The organism is Streptomyces sp. CT34, assembly GCF_000805335.1.
Taxonomy (GTDB): domain Bacteria; phylum Actinomycetota; class Actinomycetes; order Streptomycetales; family Streptomycetaceae; genus Streptomyces.
Map to the genome: position 1 here is coordinate 4,910,473 of NZ_KN708638.1, position 24,023 is coordinate 4,934,495.

The window sequence follows — 24,023 nt, forward strand, 5'->3', positions numbered from 1 at the left end:
TCCCGCGGGCGTACCTCCGGCGGCCGGCGACCGGTGGGCACCGGCCGCCGGCCGCCCGCTCAGCGCATCCGCGGGGCGCCGCCGCTCACCAGGCGAACGCCTCCGGCGACGGGCCCGGCCCCGGGAAGATCTCGTCCAGGGAGGCCAGCAGCTCCGCCGGCAGGGTCAGCTCCAGGGCCCGCAGGGCGGAGGCGAGCTGGTCCGCGGTCCGCGGGCCGACGATCGGCCCGGTCACCCCGGGGCGGGTCAGCAGCCAGGCCAGCGCCACCTCGCCGGGCTCCAGCCCGTGCTTGTCGAGCAGGTCCTCGTACGCCTGGATCTGCGCCCGGACCGCCGGGTCGGCCAGCATGTCCGCGGACCGTCCGGAGACCGACCGGGCCCCGGTGCCCTCCCGCTCCTTGCGCAGCGCCCCGCCCAGCAGCCCGGAGTGCAGCGGCGACCAGGGGATCACCCCCAGCCCGTAGCCCCGGGCCGCCGGAATGACCTCCATCTCGGCCCGCCGCTCGAAGAGGTTGTACAGGCACTGCTCGCTCACCAGGCCGTACGAACCGCGCCGCGCCGCCGCCTCGTTGGCCTGGGCGATATGCCAGCCCGCGTGGTTGGACGAGCCCGCGTAGAGGATCTTCCCCTGCTGGACGAGGACGTCGACCGCCTGCCAGATCTCGTCCCAGGGCGTGTCCCGGTCGACGTGGTGGAACTGGTAGAGATCGATGTGGTCGATGCCCAGCCGCCGGAGACTGGCGTCCACCGCACGCCGGATGTTGAGCGCGGAGAGCTTGTCGTGGTTCGGCCAGGCCGGCGGACCCTCCGGGGCCATGTTCGCGTACACCTTGGTGGCCAGCACGGTTTTGTCCCGCCGCTCGCCCCCCTTGGCGAACCACGAGCCGATGATCTCCTCCGTGCGGCCCTTGTCGGCGCCGAACCCGTAGACGTTGGCGGTGTCGAAGAAGTTGACGCCCGCATCCAGCGCGGCGTCCATGATGCGGTGGCTGTCGGCCTCGTCGGTCCGCGGGCCGAAGTTCATCGTCCCGAGGACGAGTCGGCTGACCTTGAGTCCGGTGCGTCCGAGCTGTGTGTACTCCATGGCCGACCAGCCAAGTCGCTGGAGTGCACTCGAAGCAAGCACACCGGCACCGGAGTTGCGGACCGGTCGGCCGGCCCGCGCTATCCGGCGTACCGGCCGCCGACGCCCCACGCCTGGCGCATCGCGTCGGCGAACGCCCCCGCCAGCAGGTGCTCGCCGAGCGCCGACGGATGCGTCCCGTCGTACGTGGCGCGGTCGATCTCCCAGCCGGCCGGCTCGGAGGCCAGCAGCAGCGGCGAGCCGGGCGCGGAGAGATCGGCGACCGCCTTCGCCAGCAGTTCGTTGAAGCGGGCGCACTGCGCGCCGAAGTCCGGGTCCGCCGCGGCCCGCACGTTCGGTATCACGGGCAGCAGCACCGCCCGTATGTGCGGCGCCGCCGCCCGCGCCCCGGCCACGAAGCGCCGCACGTTCTCGGCGGTCTGCTCCGCGTTCGTGTAGAAGCCGAGGTCGATCAGGCCGAGCGAGACCAGCAGGGTGTCCGCGTCGTGCGCGCGCACCGCGTCGCCGATCAGCGGCGCCATGTGCAGCCAGCCCTCGCCCCACCCGGCGAGATGCCGGCGGGCGTCCGGCGGGAAGTCCGGGTCGCCGTACGCGGACGAGGTGGCGGCGCCGGCGGCCGGGTCGTGCAGCGTGTGGCGCGGCCCGACGAGGCGGAACGGGCCGGGGCCGGACGCGTTCAGGTGCTGCCACATCCGGTAGCGCCACGTGAAATCGCCGGCGCTGCCGATCGTCATCGAGTCGCCGACGCACATGATCCTCATCCGGCCATGATGGCCGAGAACGCTACCGGCGGGTACGTGACGCCTGCCACGCCTCCGGCGCCTCCCGCTCTTCCTCCTACTCCTCCTCGATCAGCCGCAGCTCGTAGTGGAGCGTCCGCTCCCGTTTCAGCCGGTGCGCCAGCGGCACCAGCAGCCCGTGGATCAGCGGGTACTTGCGCGTCAACGACCGCTCGGCGCGCCGGTATTCGCGGGTCCGCGGGTCGAGCAGCCGGGCCCGCGCCCGCACCGCGGGCCCGGTGGGCCGGCCGCGCCAGGTGGCGGCGCAGAACTCCACCTCGGGAAAGTTCCGCATCCGCTTGGCCTTCCAGGCGCTGCCGTAGGTGCGGATATAGGCGTGGTCGCCGTCCACCGCGATGTTCACCGGCGTGCCGACACCGGTGCCGTCCCGCTTGTACGTCGTGAGCAGGATCGTCCCCTGCCGCTCGAAGGGGGCGAGACCGGGGCTGGGAGGAATCGTCATGCCCTCCATGGAGGCACATCTGTCCCGGTTCGTCACGTCGTGGTGCGTCCGTTCGGGGACCCTGTGTCCCTGTTTCCGGCGATCGACCCGTCGGACGTCGAGGCCCTGGGCCCGCGCAACTGCCGTGCCGGCGGCGCGGGTTGCCGGACCACGGCAACGGCCCCGGCGGTGGTCCGCCGGGGCCCGTCGTCGTCTCTGCGGCGCGGTGCCGTTACAGCTGGCCGATCACGTAGTCGATGCAGGCCGTCAGGGCCTCGACGTCCGACGGGTCGATCGCCGGGAACATCGCGATCCGCAGCTGGTTGCGGCCGAGCTTGCGGTAGGGCTCGGTGTCGACGATGCCGTTGGCGCGCAGGGCCTTGGCGATCGCCGCGGCGTCGATGTCGTCGTTGAAGTCGATCGTGCCGATGACCTGCGAGCGCTTCGCCGGGTCGGTGACGAACGGGGTGGCGTACTTGGAGTCCTCGGCCCAGCCGTAGAGGGTGCGCGAGGAGGTGGCGGTGCGGCCGACCGCCCAGTCCAGGCCGCCCTGGCCGTTGATCCACTCCAGCTGCTCGTTGAGCAGGAAGAGGGTGGCCAGCGACGGGGTGTTGTACGTCTGGTTCTTGCGGGAGTTGTCGATCGCGGTGGGCAGCGAGAAGAACTCCGGGATGTGGCGGCCGGACGCGTGCACGGCGCGGGCGCGCTCCAGGGCGGCGGGGGAGAACACCCCGAGCCAGAGGCCGCCGTCGGAGGCGAAGGACTTCTGCGGGGCGAAGTAGTAGACGTCGGTCTGCGCGATGTCGACGGGGAGGCCGCCGGCGCCGGAGGTGGCGTCGACCAGGACCAGCGCGCCCTCGTCCGCGCCGGACACCCGCCGGATGGGGGCGGCGACACCGGTGGAGGTCTCGTTGTGGGTGAAGGCGTAGACGTCCACGCCCGCCTCGGCCCGCGGCTCCGGGTGGCTGCCCGGGTCGGCGGAGATGACGGTGGGCTCGGCCAGCCACGGGGCCAGCTTGGCGGCCTTGGCGAACTTCGAGGAGAACTCGCCGAAGGACAGGTGCTGCGACTTGTTCTCGATCAGGCCGTGCGTCGCGATGTCCCAGAACGCGGTGGAACCGCCGTTGCCGAGGACGACCTCGTAGCCCTCGGGGAGCCGGAAGAGGTCGCGCACCCCGTCCCGCACCTTGCCGACCAGGTTCTTGACCGGGGCCTGGCGGTGGGACGTGCCGAGAAGGGAGGAACCGGTGGCGGCCAGCGCGCCGAGCGCCTCCGTACGCACCTTGGAGGGGCCCGCGCCGAAGCGTCCGTCGGCGGGCTTGATGTCAGCGGGGATCTGGATATCAGCCACGGGGGAAGCCTAAAGGGTCCGGCCGGGCCCGGAGGCCGCGTCCAGCGGATGAGATGAGGTCGGGCCGGAGTGTGGACGGCCGGAGGGGCGGGGAGGCGGCCGGAGGGGCGGGGGAGCGGCCGGTCCGGCGGACCGGGCGCGACCGGCCGCCCTCAAGGCCGCCCACGACCCGGCGAACGGCCTCCGCCGCCACCCGTACGGGGCGGACCGGGGCTGATCCCGGGGTGGCGCAGGGAGTCACGGCCGCCCCTGAGTGGGAAGGCTGGGGGCATGGTTGATCGCAAGGAGCGCAGCGGTCGCAAGGATCGCATGGATCGCACGGAGAACAGCGGGACGGCGGGCGGACGGGACCTGGCGCGGGACCTCGCGGCGGCGGTGCGCGGCGAGGTCTCCGCCGCCCCGGGGGACCGGGCCCTGATGACGATGGACGCGTCCAACTACCGGCGGGTCCCGGACGCGGTGGTCGCGCCCCGGGACGCCGAGGACGTCGCGGCGGCGCTGCGGGTGTGCCGGGAGCACGGCGTCCCCGTGGTGCCGCGCGGCGGCGGTACCAGCATCGCCGGGCAGGCGACCGGCACCGGCGTCGTCCTCGACTTCACCCGCCATCTGCACCGGATCGTGTCGCTGGACCCCGAGGCCCGTACGGCCGTCGTCCAGCCGGGCGTCGTTCTGGACGACCTGCGGGCCGCCGCCGCCCCGTACGGCCTCACCTTCGGGCCCGACCCCTCCACCCACAGCCGCTGCACCCTGGGCGGCATGATCGGCAACAACTCCTGCGGATCGCACTCGGTGGCCTGGGGCACCACCGCCGACAACGTCCACGCACTGGAGCTGCTGACCTACGGCGGCGAGCCGGTACGGGCCGGCCGCGGCACGGACGCCGCCGGCCGCCCCACCGGACTGCCGGCACGCCTCCGGGACGGCGTGAAGGCCCTGGTGGACGGGGAGTTGGCGCTGCTGCGGACCGGATACCCCACCGGCCTGCCGCGCCGGATCTCCGGATACGCGCTGGACGCCCTGCTCCCGGAAGCCGGCACCGACCTCGCCCGCGCCCTCACCGGCAGCGAGGGCACCCTCGGCGTCGTCACGGAGGCCACCGTACGGCTCGTCGACACCCCGGCGGCGCGGGTGCTGGCCGTGCTCGGCTATCCCGACGAGAGCGCCGCCGCCGAGGCCGCGCACACCCTGCTCCCGCACCGGCCGCTGACCGTCGAGGGCATGGCCGCCGACCTGGTCGGCAGCGCCACCGGGCTGCCCAAGGGCGGCGCCTGGCTGTTCGTGGAGATGGGCGGGGCGAGCCGGGCGGAGGCGACCGCCCGCGCCGAGGAGCTGTGCCGGGCGGCTGCCGCGGACGGCGCCACCGGGCACACGGTGGTCGCCGACCCGGCCGGACAGCGCGCGCTGTGGCGGATCCGCGAGGACGCCTCGGGGACCGCCACCCGCCTGCCCGACGGCAGCGAGGCCTGGCCCGGCTGGGAGGACTGCGCCGTACCGCCCGCCCGACTCGGCCCGTATCTGCGGGACTTCCGCGCCCTGCTCGCCCAGCACGGGCTGCGCGGCACCCCCTACGGCCACTTCGGCGACGGCTGCATCCACATCCGCATCGACTTCGACCTGCTGACCGCCCCCGGCATCCGCCGCTTCCGCGAATTCTCCTACGACCTGGGCGTGTTGGTGGTCTCGCACGGCGGCTCGCTCTCCGGCGAACACGGCGACGGCCAGGCCCGCGCCGAACTCCTCCCCAAGATGTACGGCGACGAACTGGTCGGCCTCTTCGGCCGGTTCAAGGACCTGTGGGACCCGGCCGCCGGCCTCAACCCCGGCATGCTGGTACGCCCCGCCCGGCTCGACGAGAACCTCCGCTTCGCCGTGCTCCCCAAGCGCCCCGTCCCGGTGGAGTTCGGCTATCCGCACGACAACGGCGACTTCGCCGCCGCCGTACGCCGCTGCGTGGGCGTCGCCAAGTGCCGGGCGAGCACGGTCGGTCCGGGCTCCGCCGAGGTGATGTGCCCCTCCTTCCGCGCCACCGGCGAGGAGCAGCACTCGACCCGCGGGCGGGCCCGGCTGCTGCACGAGATGCTGGCCGGCGAGGTCGTCACGGACGGCTGGCGCTCCCCGGAGGTCCGCGAGGCGCTCGACCTCTGCCTGTCCTGCAAGGGGTGCCGCAGCGACTGCCCCGTGGGCGTCGACATGGCGACCTACAAGGCGGAGTTCCTGCACCACCACTACGCGGGCCGGATCCGCCCCGCCGCCCACTACGCGCTGGGCCGCCTCCCGCAGTGGCTGCGCGCCGCCGCCCCCGCCGCGCCGCTCCTCAACGCCCTCGCCCGCACGCCGCTGGCCGCCGTCGCCCAGCGCGTCGCCGGGATCGCCCCCGAGCGGACGATCCCGGCCCTGGCCACCGAAACGTTCAGCCGGTGGTGGTGGAACCGGCTGAAGGCGGGGCAGGCGGGACCGGGGAGCGGCGGTCACGCCGCCGACCGCACCGTCCTCCTCTGGCCCGACACCTTCACCAACTTCCTCTCCCCGCAGGTCGGCCGCGCCGCCGTACGCGTCCTGGAGGACGCCGGGCTGCGTCCGCTGCTCCCGCCCGCCACCCCCGTCCGCCCCGCGGGCCACGCCCTCCCCCTCTCCCGGCTGCACCGCCCCGCCCTGTGCTGCGGACTGACCTACGTCTCCACCGGCCAACTCGACCGGGCGCGGGCCGTCATGCGCCGCACGGTCGACGTCCTCGGCCCGCTGCTGCGCGACGGCCTCCCCCTCGTCGTCCTCGAACCGAGCTGCGCCGCCGCCCTCCGCACGGACCTGCCGGAGCTGCTCGCCGGCGACCGCGACCGTGACTCGCGGGCCGCCCGCCTCGCCGCCTCCGTACGGACCTTCGCCGAGGTCCTGGAGGAACGGGCCCCCGACTGGACCCCGCCCCGCATCGACCGCCCGGTCGCCGGCCAGACCCACTGCCACCAGCACGCCGTCCTGGGCGACGCCGCCGACCGCCGACTACGGGAACGCGCCGGCCTGAGCGGCGAGTTGAGCGGCGGCTGCTGCGGCCTGGCCGGCAACTTCGGCTTCGAGCGCGGACATTACGACGTCTCCGTGACCTGCGCCGAGGAACAACTCCTGCCCGCCGTACGGGGAGCGGCCCCGGACGCGGAGATCCTCGCGGACGGCTTCTCCTGCCGCACCCAGCTCGACCAGCTCGGGGAGCGCCGGGGACGACATCTGGCGGAGGTACTGGCGGAGGGATTGGGGGAGGGGGCGGCGAATGGGCCGGTGAATGGGTAGGCGAATGGGTCGGTGCCCGGTGGGGCGGAGGGGTGGGAGGAGGGGCCGCTTCCGAACTGTCCTAGGTGGCGTTCGGGGAGGTGCCGTTCGGGGAGGTGCCGTTCGGGGTGGTGTGGCGGTGGCCCATCACCTCGTGGGCGAGGGCCACCAGGTCCGGGATGCGTGGGTGTCCCGGGCCGTCGCGCCAGGCGATCACGACCGGGACGGGTGGGGCGCCGGTCAGCGGGACGTACGCCATCGCCGGGTGCGGGTGCATCTCGGCGGTGGCCGACGTGGTGACGCCGATGGCACGGCCGCCGGTGATGGCGGCGAGCCAGTCGTCCGTGTTGCCGATGGTGATCGTCGCGGTGGGGCGGGCGGTGGCGGGCCAGAGGTCGAGGGTGGTGATCCCGGAGACCGTGTTGAGGGCGAGGGTGCGGGCGGTGAGGTCGGTCAGGGAGAGGGCGGTGCGGCCGGCCAGCGGGTCGTCGGCGGGGAGGCCGACCACCCGGGGCTCCGTCGTCAGCTGCTCGGTGAGCAGGCCGGGGGCGCGGACCTCGCCGCGCAGCAGGGCCGCGTCCACGTCGCCGCGGGCGAGGCCGGCCGTGCGGTCGTCGATGCGGAGGAGTTCGAGCGGGGTGTCCGGGTGTTCCTCGTGCCAGCGGCGGAGCAGCGCGGTGGTGTCCGTACCGGCCGCGGACCAGGCGTGGCCCAGGCGCAGCGGCCAGCCGGTACGGCGGGGGGGGGCGAGCGCCCGGTCGAAGGCGGTGACCGCGATGGCGGCCTGGTCGCGGAAGGCGAGGCCGTCCGGGGTGAGGGCGAGGTGGTGGGTGGAGCGGTCGACGAGGCGCACGCCGAGTTCCTGCTCCAGCTGCCGGAGCGTACGGGAGACGGCGGGCTGGGTCAGGTGCAGGCGTTCGGCGGCGCGGGTCACGCTGAGGGTGTCGGCGATGGCGAGAAAGCAGCGGAAATGACGCAGCTCGATGCTCATGCGTGCGGAGCATAACAACGGGGAGAAAGGCATTTCACGTGCCGGAAGGCGGGCCGTAGCGTGGTGGTGTGAATGCATCGCCCGCCGGTTCCGACGGCTCCTTCTCGGCCACGTCCGCGTCCGTCTCCCCTTCTCCTTCGTCTTCTTCCGGTTCGTCTTCTTCCGGCTCCGCCGACTCCACGACCAACGGTGCGATACCGCAGTCCGTGCCGCCCTCCGCCGAGGTGTTGTCCGCCGAGGCGGAGGCCGGGGCCGCGGGGCCCGCGGGGGCGCGTGCCCGGCTCGGGTCGGTGGCGTTGGTGATCGGCGGGATCGTCTCGCTGCAATTCGGGTCGTCGGTGGCGGTGCTGCTGTTCCCGCGGGCCGGGGCGCTCGGCGTCGTCACGCTGCGGCTGGTCGTGGCCTCGTTGGTGCTGCTGATCGTCTGCCGGCCGAAGGTACGTGGCCATACGCGGGGTGACTGGGCCACGGTTCTCGCCTTCGGCGTCGCGCTGGTCGGCATGAACTCGCTCTTCTATCAGGCAATTGACCGCATCCCCCTGGGTGCGGCGGTCACACTGGAGTTCCTCGGGCCGCTGATCCTGTCGGTTGCCACGTCGCGGCGGCTGCTGAGTGTGCTGTGGGCGGCGTTGGCGCTGGGCGGTGTCGTGTTGCTGGGGCGCGCCGGGTTCGACGGGCTGAACCTGCTCGGGGCCGGGTGCGCGTTGGCGGCGGGCGGGCTCTGGGCCGCGTACATCCTGCTGTCGGCCCGTACCGGGCAGCGGTTCCCGCAGGCGGACGGGCTGGCGCTGGCCATGACGGTCGCGGCGCTCCTGAGTCTGCCGCTCGGGGCCTTCAGCGCGGGGGCGGCGCTGCTCGACCCGGTCACGGTGGGGCTGGGGGCGGCGGTGGCGCTGATGTCCTCCGTGATGCCGTACACGCTGGAGTTGCTGGCCCTGCGCAAGCTGCCCGCCTCCGGGTTCGCGGTCATGATGAGCCTGGAGCCGGCCGCGGCGGCCACCGCCGGATTCCTGGTGCTGCACCAGTCGTTGGGGTGGGTGGAGTTGATCGCCATCGGGTTGGTGGTGGTGGCGAGTGCGGGGGCGGTGCTTAGCGGGGCTCGGCGCTGAGGGGTTTGTCCGCTGCTTGGTGGGGGCTGGTGTGGTCTCGGTTTCGCCTGGGGGGTGGGGGCGGGCTGGTCTTCCGGTTCTGTCCGGTGGGTGGGGGCCGGCGTGGTCTCGGTTTCGCCCGGTGGGTGGGGGCGGGCCTCGTTGCGGGTTCTGCCCGGCGGGTGGGGGCCGGAGGGCTGCACCGGAGTACTCCCCCAGCCTTCGGCCGGGAGGTGCCCCCACGGCGCGGGCGCATCTGGTCAGTCAGATGAGGAATGCCCCGGCGTTCGCTCCAGGTCCTGCGGGCGCACTCCGGTACATCCCTCCGGCCCTGCGCCGTCGCCGACCGCACCCCGGTGGGGCTGTCCCATCGGGGTGCGAGCGTGTTCGGCCGCGTTCAGACCTTCTGCAGGTCTTCCTTCAGCGTTGCCAGGTCGATGCCGTTGACCGTGCCCTTCTCCTCGTACTCCTCCGACAGCACGGCCCATGCCTCGTCGGAGTACATGGACCACCAGTCCCAGGCGACCGGCTGGACCGCACCCCAGGTGATCGCGTAGAGGTAGTCCGCGTCGTAGCCGAGCAACGGGATCGCGTGCCCGCCCACGATCCGCTGGTCCTGCCAGCCGGGGTCCAGCGTCCACGGCTTGCCGTCCTGGAACTGCTGCTGGGCGTTGGCCGGTACCTGGATGCCGGCGTACACGGCGCCGAAGAGCGAGATGGTCTGCCGGATCGCGGTCAGGTCGTGGACGTTCACCGGGGCGTACGCCACCACGCGGTTGCCCCACAGGCCGCCGCTCTTCCAGGTCTTGAGCACTTTGGACTCGACCAGTCCGGTGTCCTGCCCGCCGGACAGGTGCAGATACTCCTGGACGACCTGCTGCTCGGTCGGGACCGGCAGGTTCTCGCTGGTCTGGGCGTTCCAGGACTGGATTGCGTGCGCCGCGGCGGCCATCGTGCAGTCGCCGTACTGATCATTGCCGTCCATCGGCCAGGTACTGACGTTCTTCTCCCAGTAGACGGTCGGCGGCGGGACGGGCAGCGGGGCCGTCTGGTATTCCGTGAAATCCTTTATCTCGACGGGAAATTGCGGTCTGAGTTTTCCGAACTTTCCGGTGACCCGAGCCATTTCCTTCTCCAACCGCTCGTACGCTTGCGGTGGTGCGCCCCTCTCGTGCGCCCTCGGGTGGCAGGTTTCGGCAGCGGTCCGGGAGGCGCAGGAAGCCGCCCGTGCCGGGCGGCGAGAAACGGTAACCGCGGGCGAGGTTCCTGTGGTCAGTCACCATTCTCGCGCCTGACATCTCGCCCGCAACTGGGGCACAGGCACGGCGGATAGCGGCCCGGAGCGTCGTCGGTGAGCTGCCAGGGATCGTCGCTTCGTACGACGACCTCGCGGAGCGGGATGCGCTCACCGACCGCCGAAACCCGGTACACGGACAGTGTCATCCGGCGCGGGCTGATCGTCACGGCTTTCGCCCCCGCATTTCCGTCCGTTCCCGAATCCATGCGGCGAGTCGGCATGCTTCGGTTGCGGATACGCCGCCGAGCTGGACATGCGCCCGGTTCATCACGGGAAAGTCGCCCCGGAGGGAGGGGAAAGTGAACCCTGCGGAGGTGAGCGCGGATGCCAACTCCGCTGCTGCCGTACGACCTTGGGCCAAGGGGCTGTCCCCGGATGAGGGCTCTTTCTGATTCATGCCTCCTATGGTCGGCTCCTGTGCCTAACCTGCCCAGTAATGGCGCGCATACGGACGGTATCCGTAGCTGTATCCGAGGAGGCATGGTGAATGACGGCGGTGGGGAGCGGGCGTCGGTGGCGCTGCGCGTGTTCGGTGGGCAGCTGAAGCTCTTCCGTGAGCTGGCCTCGCTGAGTCGCGAGGAGCTGGGGAGGCAGCTTGGTTACGCGTCCCACACGATCAAGTCGTACGAGCTGGCCCAGCGCATCCCGGACCCGGCGACGGTGGAGCGGGCGGATGACTTGCTGGGGGCGAAGGGGGTGCTTCGGGCGGCGATCCCGCTGCTGGAGGAAGCGCAGTATCCGGCGTTCTTCCGCGACTTGGCGAAGCTGGAGCGCACGTGCGTGAGTCGCTGTTCGTACGACACGCTGGCCGTGCCGGGGCTGTTGCAGACGGCAAGGTACGCGCGTGCGGTGATCGAGTCACACATTCCTGCCTTCGACGACGATGAGGTGGAGCGATTGGTTTCCGGCAGGCTTGACCGGCAGGTGCTTCTCACCCGCGAGGGCCGGCCACCGGTGCACTTCATCGTCGAGCAGTGTGCTCTGGAGCGTCCGATCGGTGGCCGGGAGATCCATCGGGAGCAGGTGTCAAGGGTCTTGGAGCGGCTACGGCTGCGCAATGTCTCCCTGCAAATCATGCCGACCGAAATCGAGGAACATCCCTGCCTCGACGGTGCGTTCGTCTTGGTGGAGATGCCCGACCCGCGCACGCTGGGTTATGTGGAGGGTCACGCCAGGAGCCAGCTGGTTTCCGACCGAAAGGAGGTCGGGGACCTGCTGAGGCTCTATGGCATGATCCGCACGCAGGCCCTGTCCACCAGGGAATCCATCCAATTCATCGAGAAGTTGGCGGGGTAGGAATGAACAGCGAACTGGTCTGGCGCAAGTCGAGCTACAGCGGCTCGGCCGGCGGTGATTGCGTAGAGGTCGCCCTCTCTTGGGGCAAATCGAGCTACAGCGCCTCCGAGGGCGGTGAATGCGTCGAAGTCGCCATCAGTGCTGCCGCCACCCACGTCTACATACGCGACTCGAAGCGCACGGCCGGCCCGCGCCTCTCCGTGCTGCCCACCACCTGGTCCGCCTTCCTCCGTCACGCCGCCTCGGCGGAGTGAGGAACCCCCGCCCGGGCGGGGAAGCTGAACCGGGCGGGGGAGTTCAACGGGCCGTCGGCCCAGGCAACTTGAGTCGGCTGCCGCTCACGCTGTGCAACGGTTGAGCCATTCGGATGACACGGGGCTCCCTGGCAAAAAATCATGCATGCGTGCTTGATTGTTTCTGACCGCGCTGCCACCCTCGGACCGCACCGCAGCACTCAACGCGCCCTTCCCCCAGGGGACATGGGCTACGGCGTCGACGAGGAGAGCGCAGGATGGCCGATCCGCGGGAGGTTCGGGAGGTCCTTGAGGACCTGCGGGCCGAGGGTGAGGAGCTGGACGGGCTGGTGGCGGGGCTCCCGGACGAGAAGTGGGGGCGGGCGACGCCGGCCGCCGGGTGGACCATCGCGCACCAGATCGCGCACCTCGCGTGGACGGACGAGCGGGCGGTGCAGTCCGCCGTGGATCCGGACGGTTTCGCGGAGGAGGCGAGGACGGCGCTGGCCTCGCCGGAGACCTTCGTGGATGACGGGGCGGAGCTGGGAGCCCGGTTGGCCCCGGCCGAGTTGCTGGCCCGGTGGCGGGCGGGGCGTGCGGAGTTGCAGCGGGTGCTGGCCGCACGGCCGGAAGGCGCCAAACTCCCTTGGTACGGGCCGCCGATGAGCGTGGCGTCGGTCGCCACGGGGCGGCTGATGGAGACCTGGGCGCACGGGCAGGACGTGGCGGACGCGCTGGGGGTGCGGCGGGTGCCGACGGCGCGGTTGCGGCATGTGGCGCGGATCGGGGTGCGGGCCAGGGACTACGCGTACGTGGTGCGCGGGCTGGCGCCGCCGGGGGAGGAGTTCCGGGTGGAGCTGACCGCCCCGGATGGCGCGTTGTGGACGTTCGGGCCGGAGGGCGCGGCGCAGCGGGTGACGGGGCCGGCGCTGGACTTCTGTCTGCTGGTGACGCAGCGGGTACACCGGGACGATGTCTCCGTCGTGGCGACGGGGGCGGATGCGGACCGGTGGCTGGACATCGCGCAGTCCTTCGCCGGGCCGGCGGGTCCGGGGCGGGCGCCGGGCGGGGTGCGGCGATGACGGAGCCGGGGGTGGTGGCGGAGCCGCTGCGGATCGGGAATGCGTCCGGGTTCTACGGCGACCGGTTCGATGCCGTGCGGGAGATGCTGACCGGTGGGCCGCTGGACGTGCTGACCGGGGACTATCTCGCGGAGCTGACGATGCTGATCCTGGGGCGGGACCGGCTGAGGGATCCGCGGCTGGGGTATGCCAGGACGTTCCTGCGGCAGCTGGAGGACGGGCTCGGGCTCGCCGTCGAGCGGGGCGTGCAGATCGTGGCGAATGCGGGTGGGTTGAATCCCGCCGGACTGGCGGATGCCGTACGGGAGTTGGGGGAGCGGGTCGGGGTTCCGGTGCGGGTCGCACATGTCGAGGGCGATGACCTGGCGGGCCGGGGGTGGGGCGAGGGGGTGCTCACCGCCAACGCGTATCTCGGCGGGGCGGGGGTCGCGGAGTGCCTGCGGGCCGGTGCGGATGTGGTGGTGACCGGGCGGGTGACGGATGCCGCGCTGGTCACCGGGCCGGCGGCGGCGCACTTCGGCTGGGCGCCGGACGACTACGACCCGCTGGCGGGCGCGGTCGTCGCGGGGCATGTGCTGGAGTGCGGGACGCAGGCGACGGGCGGCAATTACGCGTTCTTCGGGGAGCACGATGTGCGGCGGCCCGGTTTTCCGCTGGCCGAGATCCATGCGGACGGCAGTGCCGTGATCACCAAGCATCCGGGGACCGGGGGCGCGGTCACCACCGGCACGGTCACCGCCCAGCTGCTGTACGAGACCGGTGGGCCGCGCTACCTGGGGCCCGATGTGACGGCGCGGCTGGACACCGTGCGGCTGACGCAGGACGGTCCGGACCGGGTGCGGATCGGTGGCGTACGGGGTGAGGCGCCGCCCTCGACGCTGAAGGTCGGGCTGACCCGCATGGGCGGCTGGCGCAACGAGGTCGTGTTCGTGCTCACCGGGCTCGACATCGAGGCCAAGGCGGCGCTGGTGCGCGGGCAGTTGGAGGATGCGCTGGCGCGGGCCGGGCGCCGTCCGGCGCAGCTGCGGTGGACGCTCGCGCGGACGGATCACGCCGACGCGGGCGTCCAGGAGGAGGCGAGCGCGCTGCTGCGGCTCGTCGTACGGGATCCGGACCCCGAGGCCGTCGGCCGGGCGGTCAGCGGGGCGGCGGTGGAACTGGCGCTGGCCAGCTGTCCCGGGTTCCATGTGACGGCGCCGCCCGGCAGGGGCTCGCCGTACGGGGTCTTCGCGGCGGAGTACGTCGCGGCGGCGGAGGTGCCGCAGGTGGCGGTGCTGCCGGACGGGCGGCGGGTGGAGATTGCGGCGGCCAAGGTGATGGTCGCGGACGGCCCGCCCCTCGCACCGGAGTTGCCCGTGCCGCTGCCGGCCGGCCCGACCCGGCGGGCTCCCCTGGGAACCGTGGCCGGGGCCCGGAGCGGTGACAAGGGCGGCTCGGCGAATGTCGGGGTGTGGGTCCGTTCGGATGCCGCCTGGCGGTGGCTGGCGCATGAGCTGACGGTGGAGAGGTTCCGTCAACTGCTCCCGGAGACGGTCGGGTTGGGCGTGCAGCGGTATGTGCTGGGCAATCTGCGGGCGCTGAACTTCACGGTCGAGGGGCTGCTGGGCGAGGGCGTCGCCTCACAGGCGCGGTTCGATCCGCAGGCCAAGGCGCTGGGGGAGTGGCTGCGCTCGCGCCATCTGGAGATACCGGAGGTGTTGCTTTGACCGTCCTCGGGTCCGCGCTGGATACGGCCGGTGCCGAGTACGCCGGGCGGCGTGCGGCGATGCTGGAGAAGCTGGGGGAGGTGGCGGCCGAGCACGCCAAGGCGGTCGCGGGAGGCGGGGAGAAGTACACCAACCGGCACCGCGAGAGGGGCAGGTTGCTCGCCCGGGAGCGGATCGAGCTGCTGCTCGACCCCGATACCCCGTTTCTGGAGCTGTCGCCGCTGGCTGGCTGGGGCAGCGAGTACGCGGTGGGCGCGTCGCTGGTCACCGGGATCGGGGTGATCGAGGGCGTGGAGTGCCTGATCACCGCCAACGACCCGACGGTGCGCGGCGGGGCGAGCAATCCGTGGACGCTGAAGAAGGCCCTGCGGGCGAACGAGATCGCCTTTGCCAATCGGCTGCCGGTGGTCAGTCTGGTGGAATCCGGCGGGGCCGATCTGCCGAGCCAGAAGGAGATCTTCATTCCGGGCGGGGCGCTGTTCAAGGACCTCACCCGGCTGTCGGCGGCGGGAATTCCGACGGTGGCCGTGGTCTTCGGGAATTCCACGGCGGGCGGCGCCTATGTGCCGGGGATGTCCGACCACGTGATCATGGTGAAGGAGCGGGCCAAGGTCTTTCTCGGCGGGCCGCCGCTGGTGAAGATGGCGACCGGGGAGGAGAGCGACGACGAGTCGCTGGGCGGCGCCGAAATGCACGCCCGGACCTCCGGGCTCGCGGACTACTTCGCGGTGGACGAGCCGGACGCGCTGCGGCAGGCGCGGAGGGTGGTGGCGCGGCTCAACTGGCGGAAGGCGCACGGCGATCCGGGTCCCGCGGCGCCGCCGAAGTACGACGAGGAGGAGCTGCTGGGGATCGTCCCCGGCGACCTCAAGGCGCCGTTCGATCCGCGCGAGGTCATCGCCCGGATCGTGGACGGCTCGGATTTCGACGAGTTCAAACCGCTGTACGGGGCCAGTCTGGCGACCGGCTGGGCGGAGCTGCACGGCTATCCGGTCGGGATCCTCGCCAATGCGCAGGGGGTGCTGTTCAGTGCCGAGTCCCAAAAGGCCGCGCAGTTCATCCAGTTGGCGAATCAGCGGGACATTCCGCTGTTGTTCCTGCACAACACCACGGGCTATATGGTCGGCAAGGAGTACGAGCAGGGCGGGATCATCAAGCACGGCGCGATGATGATCAATGCGGTCTCGAATTCCCGGGTGCCACATCTTTCCGTGCTGATGGGCGCCTCGTACGGGGCCGGGCATTACGGGATGTGCGGGCGGGCGTACGACCCCCGGTTCCTGTTCGCCTGGCCGAGCGCCAAATCCGCCGTGATGGGGCCGCAGCAGCTGGCCGGGGTGCTGTCCATCGTGGCACGCGCCTCGGCGGCGGCGAAGGGGCAGCCATACGACGACCAGGCGGCGGAGGCGGACGCGAAACTGCGCGCCATGGTGGAGCAGCAGATCGAGTCCGAGTCGCTGCCGATGTTCCTGTCCGGGCGGCTGTACGACGACGGCGTCATCGACCCGCGCGACACCCGTACCGTCCTCGGCCTGTGCCTGTCCGCCCTCCACACCGCGCCGGTCGAGGGCGCGCGGGGCGGCTTCGGCGTCTTCCGGATGTGAGGCTTCGATGACTGTGACCGACTGCGCGGCGGAGGGCCGTACGGTGATCCGTTCCGTGCTGGTGGCCAACCGGGGCGAGATCGCCCGCCGGGTCTTCCGTACCTGCCGCGAACTGGGCATCGCGACCGTCGCGGTGCACTCCGACCCGGACGCGGACGCCCCGCACGTACGGGAGGCGGACACCGCGGTACGGCTACCGGGCGATGCGCCGGCCGACACCTACCTTCGCGGCGATCTGCTCGTGCGGGCGGCGGTGGCGGCCGGCGCGGACGCCGTCCACCCGGGGTACGGGTTTCTGTCCGAGAGCGCGGAGTTCGCCGCCGCGGTGGCGGACGCGGGGCTGTGCTGGATCGGGCCGCCGCCCGCCGCCATCGCGGCGATGGCCTCCAAGGCCCGCGCCAAGGAGCTGATGGCGGCGGCCGGGGTGCCGCTGCTCGCCCCCGTCGACCCGTCGGCCGCCACCGCCGCCGAACTGCCGCTGCTGGTGAAGGCGGCGGCCGGCGGCGGTGGCCGCGGGATGCGGATCGTCCGCGAACTCGACTCCCTGGACGGAGAGTTGGCGTCGGCGCGGGCGGAGGCCGCGGCGGCCTTCGGAGACGGGGAGGTCTTCGTCGAGCCGTATGTGGAGGGCGGGCGGCACGTCGAGGTGCAGGTCCTGGCCGACGCGCACGGCACGGTGTGGACGCTCGGCACGCGCGACTGCTCGGTCCAGCGTCGCCACCAGAAGGTCATCGAGGAGGCCCCGGCCCCCGGACTGCCCGACGCGCTGCGCGACACCCTGCACCGGTCCGCCGCACAGGCCGCGCGCGCCATCGACTACCGGGGCGCGGGAACCGTCGAGTTCCTGGTCTCGGCCGACGGGCGCGCCCACTTCCTGGAGATGAACACCCGCCTCCAGGTGGAGCACCCGGTCACCGAGGAGATCTACCGGATCGACCTGGTGGCCCTCCAGCTGGGCATCGCGGAGGGCCGGCCGCTGCCCGTCGAGCTGCCCACGCCGCGCGGGCACGCGGTGGAGGCGCGGCTCTACGCGGAGGACCCGGCGGCCGGCTGGCAGCCGCAGACCGGGACCGTGCACCGGCTGGCGCTGCCGGACGGCGTACGGCTGGACTCCGGCGTCACCGACGGGGACACCGTCACCGTCCACTACGACCCGATGCTGGCCAAGGTGATCGCCTGGGCGCCGACCCGCCAGGAGGCCGTACGGAAGCTGGCCGGCGCCCTGGAGCGGGCCCGCATCCACGGGCCGGTCACCAACCGGGACCTGCTGGTGCGGACGCTGCGGCACCCGGAGTTCGCCGCCGGCACCGGACTGGACACCGGCTTCTACGACCGCCACCTCACCGCCCTCACCGCGCCCGAGCCGGCCGGCGACGCGGTGTACGCGCTGGCCGCGGCTCTGGCCGACGCGCACGGCCGCTCCCGCTTCGGGGGCTTCCGCAACGTCCCGTCCGGCCCGCAGATCAAGACCTATGCGCGGGCCGGCGAGGAGTACCCGGTCCGCTACCGGCTCCGGCGCGACGGCCTGGCCGCCGAGGACTTCCCCGGGGTCCGGCTCCGCTCCCTCGGGCCGGACGCGGTGGTGCTCGAAGTCGACGGCCTGCGACGGCGGTTCACCGTCGCCCGCTACGGCGACCGGGTCCACGTCGACACGCCGGCCGGCTCCCGCACCTTCACCGCGCTGCCCCGCTTCCCCGACCCCACCGCCCGTACCGAGCCCGGTTCGCTGCTCGCTCCCATGCCCGGCACCGTCGTACGGATCGCGGACGGGCTCGCCGAGGGGGACCGGGTCGCTGCCGGCCAGCCGCTGCTGTGGCTGGAGGCCATGAAGATGGAGCACCGGATCACCGCACCGGCCGCCGGCACCCTCACCTCCCTGCCCGCCCGTACGGGGCAGCGGGTCGAGGTCGGCGCGCTGCTCGCCGTCGTCACCGACTGACGCGGTCGCCGTACCCGTACGTCCCTCACCCACCGCCACGAGGAGCCCGGATGAGCAACGTCCCGAGCAGGGCCGCGAGCAACCCTGTGATCGAGTCCGAGGAACACCGCGCACTGCGCGCCGCCGTGGCGGCGCTCGGCAAACGCTACGGCCGGGAGTACTTCGCCCGGGTCGTCGCCGACGGCAGGCACACCGACGAACTCTGGTCCGAGGCAGCCCGGTTGGGCTATCTCGGTGTCAACCTCCCCGAGGAGTACGGCGGCGGGGGCGGTGGCATCGTCGAACTCTCCATCGTACTGGAGGAGTTGGGTGCGGCAGGCTGCCCGCTGCTCATGCTGGTCGTCTCCCCGGCGATCTGCGGCACGGTCATCGCCCGGTTCGGCACCGAGGAGCAGCGGCGCCGCTGGCTGCCGGGGCTGGCCGACGGCAGCCGCACGATGGCCTTCGGCATCACCGAACCGGACGCCGGTTCCAACTCGCACCGGATCACCACCACCGCCCGCAGGGACGGCGGGGACTGGGTCCTCAACGGGCGGAAGGTCTTCATCTCCGGCGTCGACATCGCCGACGCGACACTGATCGTCGGCCGCACCGAGGACGCCCGGACCGGGAAGCTCAAGCCCTGCCTGTTCATCGTGGAGCGCGACACCCCCGGCTTCGGGCGCCGCCCGATACCCATGGAACTGGCCGCACCGGAGAAGCAGTTCGAGCTGACCCTGGACGAGGTGCGGCTGCCCGCCGGCGCCCTGGTCGGCGACGAGGACGCCGGACTGCTCCAGCTGTTCGCCGGCCTCAACCCGGAACGCATCATGACCGCCGCGTTCGCCCTCGGGATGGGCCGCTACGCCCTCGGCCGGGCCGTCGACTACGCCCGCACCCGCCAGGTCTGGAAGGAGCCCATCGGTGCCCACCAGGCCCTCGCGCACCCGCTCGCCCGGTCCCACATCGAACTGGAGCTGGCCGGGCTGATGATGCGGAAGGCGGCGCTGCTGTACGACGCGGGCGACGACCCGGCCGCCGGCGAGGCCGCCAACATGGCCAAGTACGCGGCGGCCGAGGCCGCGGTCCGCGCCGTCGACCAGGCCGTGCACACCCTGGGCGGCAACGGCCTGACCCACGAATACGGGCTCGCGTCGCTGATCACCGCCGCCCGGGTGGCCCGGATCGCCCCGGTCAGCCGGGAGATGATCCTCAACTACGTCTCGCACCAGTCGCTGGGGCTGCCCAAGTCGTACTGAGACCGGATCACGTCCCCGCCTACGCTGCCGGTCGGGTTGCCCCGTACAAGAAGGTGCGCCGCGTGGAATTCCTGGACAGCGTGCCGCGCGCCACCACCGGAAAGATCCTGCGCCGCGAACTGCGCGCCAGGGAAAGGAGTTCGACGGCCCGATGACCGACGCACCGCCCGCGCCCGCCGGCGCGGCCTCCGCGACACCCCTGGTGGCGCGCTCCCACGAGCGCGGGATCGCCACCCTCACCCTCGACTCCCCGCACAACCGCAACGCGCTCTCCGCCCGCCTGGTGGCCGAACTGCACCAGGGCCTCGCGGACGCGGCGGCGGACGACACCGTGCGCGCCGTGCTGCTCGGCCACACCGGGGGCACGTTCTGCGCCGGAGCGGACCTCTCCGAGGCCACCTCGGGCGCCGCCACGGACGGCCCGCTGGGGCTCGCCCGGCTGCTGCGGGCCATCGTGGAGCTGCCCAAACCGGTCGTCGCCCGCGTGACCGGCCACGTACGGGCCGGCGGGCTCGGCCTGCTCGGCGCCTGCGACATCGCGGTGGCCGGCCCGCACGCCACCTTCGCCTTCACCGAGGCGCGGCTCGGGCTCGCCCCCGCGGTCATCTCGCTGCCGCTGCTGCCTCGCCTGGACGCCCGAGCCGCCGCCCGCTACTACCTGACGGGCGAGAAGTTCGGCCCGCCGGAGGCAGCCGGAATCGGCCTGCTGACCCTGGCCACCGACGTCGCCGGCCCCGACGGCATCGACGCGGCACTGGCCCCCCTCCTGGACGCCCTGCGCAAGGGCTCCCCCCAGGGGCTGGCCGAGTCGAAGAAGCTGGTGACGGCCGGGGTGCTGGCCGCCTTCGACCGGGACACCGACGCGCTCGCCGAGCAGTCCGCACGGCTCTTCGCCTCCGCCGAGGCACGCGAGGGCATGACCGCCTTCCTCGAACGACGGGCCCCCGCATGGGCGCGCTGACCCCGGCACGCGGCCCCAAGGAGCCCCAGCAGGAACGCAGCCGCGCCACCCGCCTCAAACTGCTGGAGGCGGCCATCTCCTGCCTGGCGGAACGCGGCTGGAGCGGCAGCACGGTCTCCGTCGTGGCCGAACGGGCGGGCGTCTCGCGGGGCGCCGCCCAGCACCACTTCCGCACCCGCGAGGACCTGTTCACCGCGGCCGTCGAGCACGTCGCCGAGAAGCGGCGGGGCGCGGTGAAGGCGATGGCACACAACCTGCCGCCCGCCGGCTCCATCGCCCGCACCTGGATCATCGTCGAGGAACTGGTGGGCCTCTACACGGGACCGCTGTTCCGGGCCGCGCTGCACCTGTGGGTGGCCGCCTCGAACGAGGAGCAACTCCGCGCCCGGGTCACCGCGCTGGAGGCCCGGGTGGGCCGCGAGGCGCACCGTACGGCGGTGGCCCTGCTGGACGCCGACGAGTCCGTCCCCGGCGTCCGGGAAACCGTCCAGGGCCTCCTGGACATGGCCCGCGGCCTCGGCCTGGCCAACCTGCTGACGGACGACTCGGCACGGCGCGACGGGGTGGTCGCCCAGTGGGCGAAGCTGATCGACGATGCGCTGGCACGCCGTGCGTGAACGCCTGCGGCTGGGCTCATTCCCACGTTGTCGGCTTTCCCGCCGTTCCGCTGCGCTTTGCCTTGTCCGACGTTGTTGGCTGCTTCGCACGTTGCCGGGTGCGGCGCCGTTGCGCCTGCGGCGGGCGGGTCCGCTGCGCGGGGCTGTCGGGTGCGGTGACGGTCCTGCGGGGCAGGGTGTCCGGACTGCTGCGCTTTACGTCCGGACACCCTGCCCCTCCGGCTCGCCCCCTCCCGTTGTGGGTGGGGAACCAGGTAGGTGGTGGTCCGGGTGAGTGGGTCAGCGCAGGTGGTGAGTTGAGGGGTGGCCCACCGCCAGGAAGTGACCGTTACGGGACCACCCACCCCCAGCTCCCACCCACCGGTTTTTCCACCCCTCCGCGGGAGGGGGCGGGCCGGAGGGGGTGGTGTGCCGGACGTAAAGCGAAGCAGTCCGGCACACCACCCCCGGAGGACCGCCACCGCACCCCGAAAGCCCCGCGCAGCGGACAACACCCCGCGCCGAAGGCGCAAAGGCGAGTAACCCCCCGTGGCGGGACGGCCGACAACGTCGGGTGCGGCAAAGCGCAGCGGACGGGCCGCAGGCGCAACGGTGCCGCACTCGGCAACGTGGGAAGCCGCCCCGCCGCAGGCGAACGGCGGGAAAGCCGACAACGTGGGAGGCAACCCGCTATGCGGAAGGCGCGTAACCCTCGATCGACCGCGGGCTCCGCGGCCCCGGCCCGACGTAGCGGGCCGACGGTCGGACCAGTCGGCCCGTCCGCTTCTGCTCCAGGATGTGCGCGCTCCAGCCGGCCGTACGGGCGCAGGTGAACATGGAGGTGAACATGTGCGCCGGGACCTCCGCGAAGTCCAGGACGATGGCCGCCCAGAATTCCACGTTGGTGGCCAGCACCCGGTCCGGGCGGCGGTTGTGCAGCTCCTCCAGCGCGGCCTTCTCCAGCGCCTCGGCGACCTCGAAGCGCGGCGCGCCCAGTTCCTTGGCGGTGCGCCGCAGCACGCGGGCCCGCGGGTCCTCGGCGCGGTAGACGCGGTGGCCGAAGCCCATCAGCCGCTCGCCGTTGTCCAGTGCCTGCCGGACGTAGGCCGCCGCGTCGCCGGTCCGCTCGATCTCCTCGATCATGCCCAGGACCCGGGACGGCGCGCCGCCGTGCAGCGGGCCGGACATGGCGCCGACCGCGCCGGAGAGGGAGGCGGCCACGTCCGCGCCGGTGGAGGCGATGACCCGGGCGGTGAAGGTGGAGGCGTTCATGCCGTGCTCGGCGGCCGACGTCCAGTAGGCGTCGACGGCCTTGACGTGCTTGGGGTCGGGCTCGCCGCGCCAGCGCTTCATGAAGCGCTCCACGACCGTCTCGGCCTTGTCGATCTCCCGCTGCGGCACCATCGGCAGGCCCTGCCCGCGCGCCGACTGGGCGACGTAGGACAGCGCCATGACGGCGGCGCGGGCGAGGTTGTCGCGGGCGGTCCGCTCGTCGATGTCGAGCAGCGGTTTCAGGCCCCATACGGGTGCGAGCATGGCGAGCGCGGACTGCACGTCGACCCGGATGTCACCCGAGTGCACCGGGATCGGGAAGGGTTCGGCGGGCGGCAGCCCCGGCTTGAACGCCCCGTCGACCAGCAGCCCCCAGACGTTCTCGAAGGACACGTGCCCGACGAGGTCTTCGATGTCCACGCCGCGGTAGCGGAGCGCGCCGCCTTCCTTGTCGGGTTCGGCGATCTCCGTCTCGAACGCGACGACTCCCTCAAGCCCGGGAACGAAGTCGGACATCAGGCGGCTCCTCAAGATGGGGACGGCAGACGGGCGTAACCGGCTGCCTGCGGTCGAGTCAAGTTCGGCGCCGGTGCGGTTACGCGGCTGCGTCGCGCAGCTCGCGGTCCGTACCGGTCACCCCGGTGATGCCCCGCCGGGGCAGGGGCCACGCGGCGGTTCTGCCCGCGGGGGGTCGGTCCGCGGGCGCGGGCCGCCGCGAGTGGTGCGCCGCAGCGGCCTGAGGACGGACACGATAACTCCCGATGTCCGGAGGCCACAGTGGGCCGGGCCATGATTTTGGCGGGTTCATCAGCTGCGCGGAAGCGTGACGTCCGGCACACTGGTCAATTCGCCGACGGGAGGGTTACGCACCGGCGACGAGGGGCAGACTTTCAGCCCTCCCGGCTGCCCGGCGTGGCGCCGATGCTGCAAGATGAGGCCGTGCATCCCGCCGACATGCCTTCCGCAGAGACTCCCGATCCGTCTTCCATGCGCGCGCATTACCGCCATGAGGGACTTGCCGAGTCCGATCTCGCCGCGAGCCCTTACGACCAGTTCGCGCGCTGGTTCAAGGACGCGGCAGCAGCCGGTCTGCACGAGCCGAACGCGATGGTCGTCTCGACGGCGGACGCGGCCGGCCGGCCCCGCTCAAGGACCGTACTGCTCAAGGCATTCGACGAGCGCGGCTTTGTGTTCTTCACCAACTACACCAGCCGAAAAGGCCGCGAACTGGCCGAAAACCCCTGTATTTCGCTGCTGTTCCCCTGGCACCCGCTCGCCCGCCAGGTCATCGTGACCGGCACCGCCGAGCGCATCGGCCGCGACGAGACCGCCGCCTATTTCCGCACCCGCCCGCACGGCTCCCAACTGGGCGCCTGGGCCAGCGACCAGTCCGCACCGGTCGCCTCGCGCGCCGAACTGGAGCAGGCCTACGAGGAGTTGGCGGCCCGGTACCCGGAGGGCGAGCAGGTCCCGGCGCCGCCGCACTGGGGCGGCTACCGGATCACCGTCGAGACGATCGAGTTCTGGCAGGGCCGGCTCAACCGCCTCCACGACCGGCTGCGGTACGTCCGCGAGGGAGCGCCCGAGGCCGGGCAGTGGCGGGTGGAGCGCCTGGCGCCCTGACACCGCGGCGGGGGCGGGGCGGTCCGCTCCGGCCCCCGCGGCTCCGGCCGGCCGTACCCGCGGCCCGGTCCGGGAACGCAGACGACCCGCGGGCTGCTTCCTCCGCGCTCGGTGGCGCGAAGGGCCGGTCGGACGAACCGGCAGCCCGCGGGTCGGGTGACTGCTGGGAATTGGCCGGCT

At 72.7% G+C, this 24,023-nt stretch carries 19 protein-coding genes; 12 read left to right on the forward strand and 7 right to left on the reverse strand.

Annotated features, from left to right (window positions below):
• Positions 1 to 85 precede the first annotated feature (85 nt).
• From RZ84_RS21560 to serC, 4 genes are all read right to left on the reverse strand, one after another.
• Positions 86 to 1,084: an aldo/keto reductase gene (locus RZ84_RS21560; RefSeq protein WP_043265661.1), complete on the reverse strand. Its 999-nt coding sequence runs from the start codon at positions 1,082 to 1,084 to the stop codon at positions 86 to 88.
• An 80-nt stretch (positions 1,085 to 1,164) separates the two neighbouring features.
• Positions 1,165 to 1,836: a GDSL-type esterase/lipase family protein gene (locus tag RZ84_RS21565; RefSeq protein WP_078894052.1), complete on the reverse strand. Its 672-nt coding sequence runs from the start codon at positions 1,834 to 1,836 to the stop codon at positions 1,165 to 1,167.
• Positions 1,837 to 1,921: 85 nt separating this feature from the next.
• The gene (locus RZ84_RS21570) at positions 1,922 to 2,326 is read right to left on the reverse strand and encodes a PPOX class F420-dependent oxidoreductase (protein WP_043270476.1); all 405 of its coding nucleotides are present in this window, start codon (positions 2,324 to 2,326) and stop codon (positions 1,922 to 1,924) included.
• Between the two features lie 211 nt (positions 2,327 to 2,537).
• Complete coding sequence (serC, locus tag RZ84_RS21575; RefSeq protein ID WP_043265663.1) at positions 2,538 to 3,656, reverse strand: phosphoserine transaminase; 1,119 nt, start codon at positions 3,654 to 3,656, stop codon at positions 2,538 to 2,540.
• A gap of 309 nt (positions 3,657 to 3,965) precedes the next feature.
• Between serC and RZ84_RS21580 the strand changes: the two genes are divergently transcribed.
• Positions 3,966 to 6,938, forward strand: coding sequence for an FAD-binding and (Fe-S)-binding domain-containing protein (locus tag RZ84_RS21580; protein WP_052230073.1), 2,973 nt, complete (start codon positions 3,966 to 3,968; stop codon positions 6,936 to 6,938).
• A 61-nt stretch (positions 6,939 to 6,999) separates the two neighbouring features.
• Here RZ84_RS21580 and RZ84_RS21585 read toward each other — a convergent pair whose 3' ends face one another.
• Positions 7,000 to 7,908, reverse strand: a complete 909-nt coding sequence (locus tag RZ84_RS21585; protein ID WP_052230074.1) for a LysR family transcriptional regulator — start codon at positions 7,906 to 7,908, stop codon at positions 7,000 to 7,002.
• A gap of 224 nt (positions 7,909 to 8,132) precedes the next feature.
• Here RZ84_RS21585 and RZ84_RS21590 point away from each other — a divergent pair, with 224 nt between their 5' ends.
• The gene (locus RZ84_RS21590) at positions 8,133 to 9,017 is read left to right on the forward strand and encodes an EamA family transporter (RefSeq protein ID WP_063772767.1); all 885 of its coding nucleotides are present in this window, start codon (positions 8,133 to 8,135) and stop codon (positions 9,015 to 9,017) included.
• 376 nt (positions 9,018 to 9,393) lie between these two features.
• Here RZ84_RS21590 and RZ84_RS21595 read toward each other — a convergent pair whose 3' ends face one another.
• Positions 9,394 to 10,122, reverse strand: coding sequence for a hypothetical protein (locus RZ84_RS21595; protein WP_043265664.1), 729 nt, complete (start codon positions 10,120 to 10,122; stop codon positions 9,394 to 9,396).
• Between the two features lie 651 nt (positions 10,123 to 10,773).
• Here RZ84_RS21595 and RZ84_RS42365 point away from each other — a divergent pair.
• The 9 genes from RZ84_RS42365 to RZ84_RS21640 all read left to right on the forward strand — a co-directional run bounded on the left by RZ84_RS42365 (position 10,774) and on the right by RZ84_RS21640 (position 20,969).
• The gene (locus RZ84_RS42365) at positions 10,774 to 11,589 is read left to right on the forward strand and encodes a helix-turn-helix domain-containing protein (RefSeq protein ID WP_043265665.1); all 816 of its coding nucleotides are present in this window, start codon (positions 10,774 to 10,776) and stop codon (positions 11,587 to 11,589) included.
• Between the two features lie 2 nt (positions 11,590 to 11,591).
• Positions 11,592 to 11,843 carry a DUF397 domain-containing protein gene (locus tag RZ84_RS21605; RefSeq protein ID WP_043265666.1) on the forward strand — a complete coding sequence of 84 codons (252 nt, stop codon included), beginning with the start codon at positions 11,592 to 11,594 and terminating at the stop codon, positions 11,841 to 11,843.
• 257 nt (positions 11,844 to 12,100) lie between these two features.
• Positions 12,101 to 12,904, forward strand: coding sequence for a TIGR03084 family metal-binding protein (locus tag RZ84_RS21610; protein ID WP_043265667.1), 804 nt, complete (start codon positions 12,101 to 12,103; stop codon positions 12,902 to 12,904).
• Positions 12,901 to 14,610 carry an acyclic terpene utilization AtuA family protein gene (locus RZ84_RS21615; RefSeq protein ID WP_043265668.1) on the forward strand — a complete coding sequence of 570 codons (1,710 nt, stop codon included), beginning with the start codon at positions 12,901 to 12,903 and terminating at the stop codon, positions 14,608 to 14,610. The genes RZ84_RS21610 and RZ84_RS21615 overlap by 4 nt, the downstream gene beginning before the upstream one ends.
• Entirely contained in the window at positions 14,607 to 16,214 is a 1,608-nt protein-coding gene (locus RZ84_RS21620; RefSeq protein WP_043265669.1) for an acyl-CoA carboxylase subunit beta, read from the forward strand. The genes RZ84_RS21615 and RZ84_RS21620 overlap by 4 nt, the downstream gene beginning before the upstream one ends.
• 43 nt (positions 16,215 to 16,257) lie before the next feature.
• Positions 16,258 to 18,153, forward strand: a complete 1,896-nt coding sequence (locus RZ84_RS21625) for an acetyl/propionyl/methylcrotonyl-CoA carboxylase subunit alpha (protein WP_043270480.1) — start codon at positions 16,258 to 16,260, stop codon at positions 18,151 to 18,153.
• Between the two features lie 50 nt (positions 18,154 to 18,203).
• Positions 18,204 to 19,391 carry an acyl-CoA dehydrogenase family protein gene (locus RZ84_RS21630; protein WP_043265670.1) on the forward strand — a complete coding sequence of 396 codons (1,188 nt, stop codon included), beginning with the start codon at positions 18,204 to 18,206 and terminating at the stop codon, positions 19,389 to 19,391.
• Between the two features lie 151 nt (positions 19,392 to 19,542).
• Complete coding sequence (locus tag RZ84_RS21635) at positions 19,543 to 20,352, forward strand: enoyl-CoA hydratase family protein (protein ID WP_043265671.1); 810 nt, start codon at positions 19,543 to 19,545, stop codon at positions 20,350 to 20,352.
• The gene (locus tag RZ84_RS21640) at positions 20,340 to 20,969 is read left to right on the forward strand and encodes a TetR/AcrR family transcriptional regulator (RefSeq protein ID WP_043265672.1); all 630 of its coding nucleotides are present in this window, start codon (positions 20,340 to 20,342) and stop codon (positions 20,967 to 20,969) included. The genes RZ84_RS21635 and RZ84_RS21640 overlap by 13 nt, the downstream gene beginning before the upstream one ends.
• A 669-nt stretch (positions 20,970 to 21,638) precedes the next feature.
• On the opposite strand, the gene RZ84_RS21645 is transcribed toward RZ84_RS21640, so the two are convergent.
• Complete coding sequence (locus RZ84_RS21645) at positions 21,639 to 22,736, reverse strand: citrate synthase 2 (protein ID WP_043265673.1); 1,098 nt, start codon at positions 22,734 to 22,736, stop codon at positions 21,639 to 21,641.
• A 471-nt stretch (positions 22,737 to 23,207) separates the two neighbouring features.
• Between RZ84_RS21645 and pdxH the strand changes: the two genes are divergently transcribed.
• Positions 23,208 to 23,843 carry a pyridoxamine 5'-phosphate oxidase gene (pdxH, locus tag RZ84_RS21650; RefSeq protein WP_043265674.1) on the forward strand — a complete coding sequence of 212 codons (636 nt, stop codon included), beginning with the start codon at positions 23,208 to 23,210 and terminating at the stop codon, positions 23,841 to 23,843.
• Positions 23,844 to 24,023: the final 180 nt, after the last annotated feature.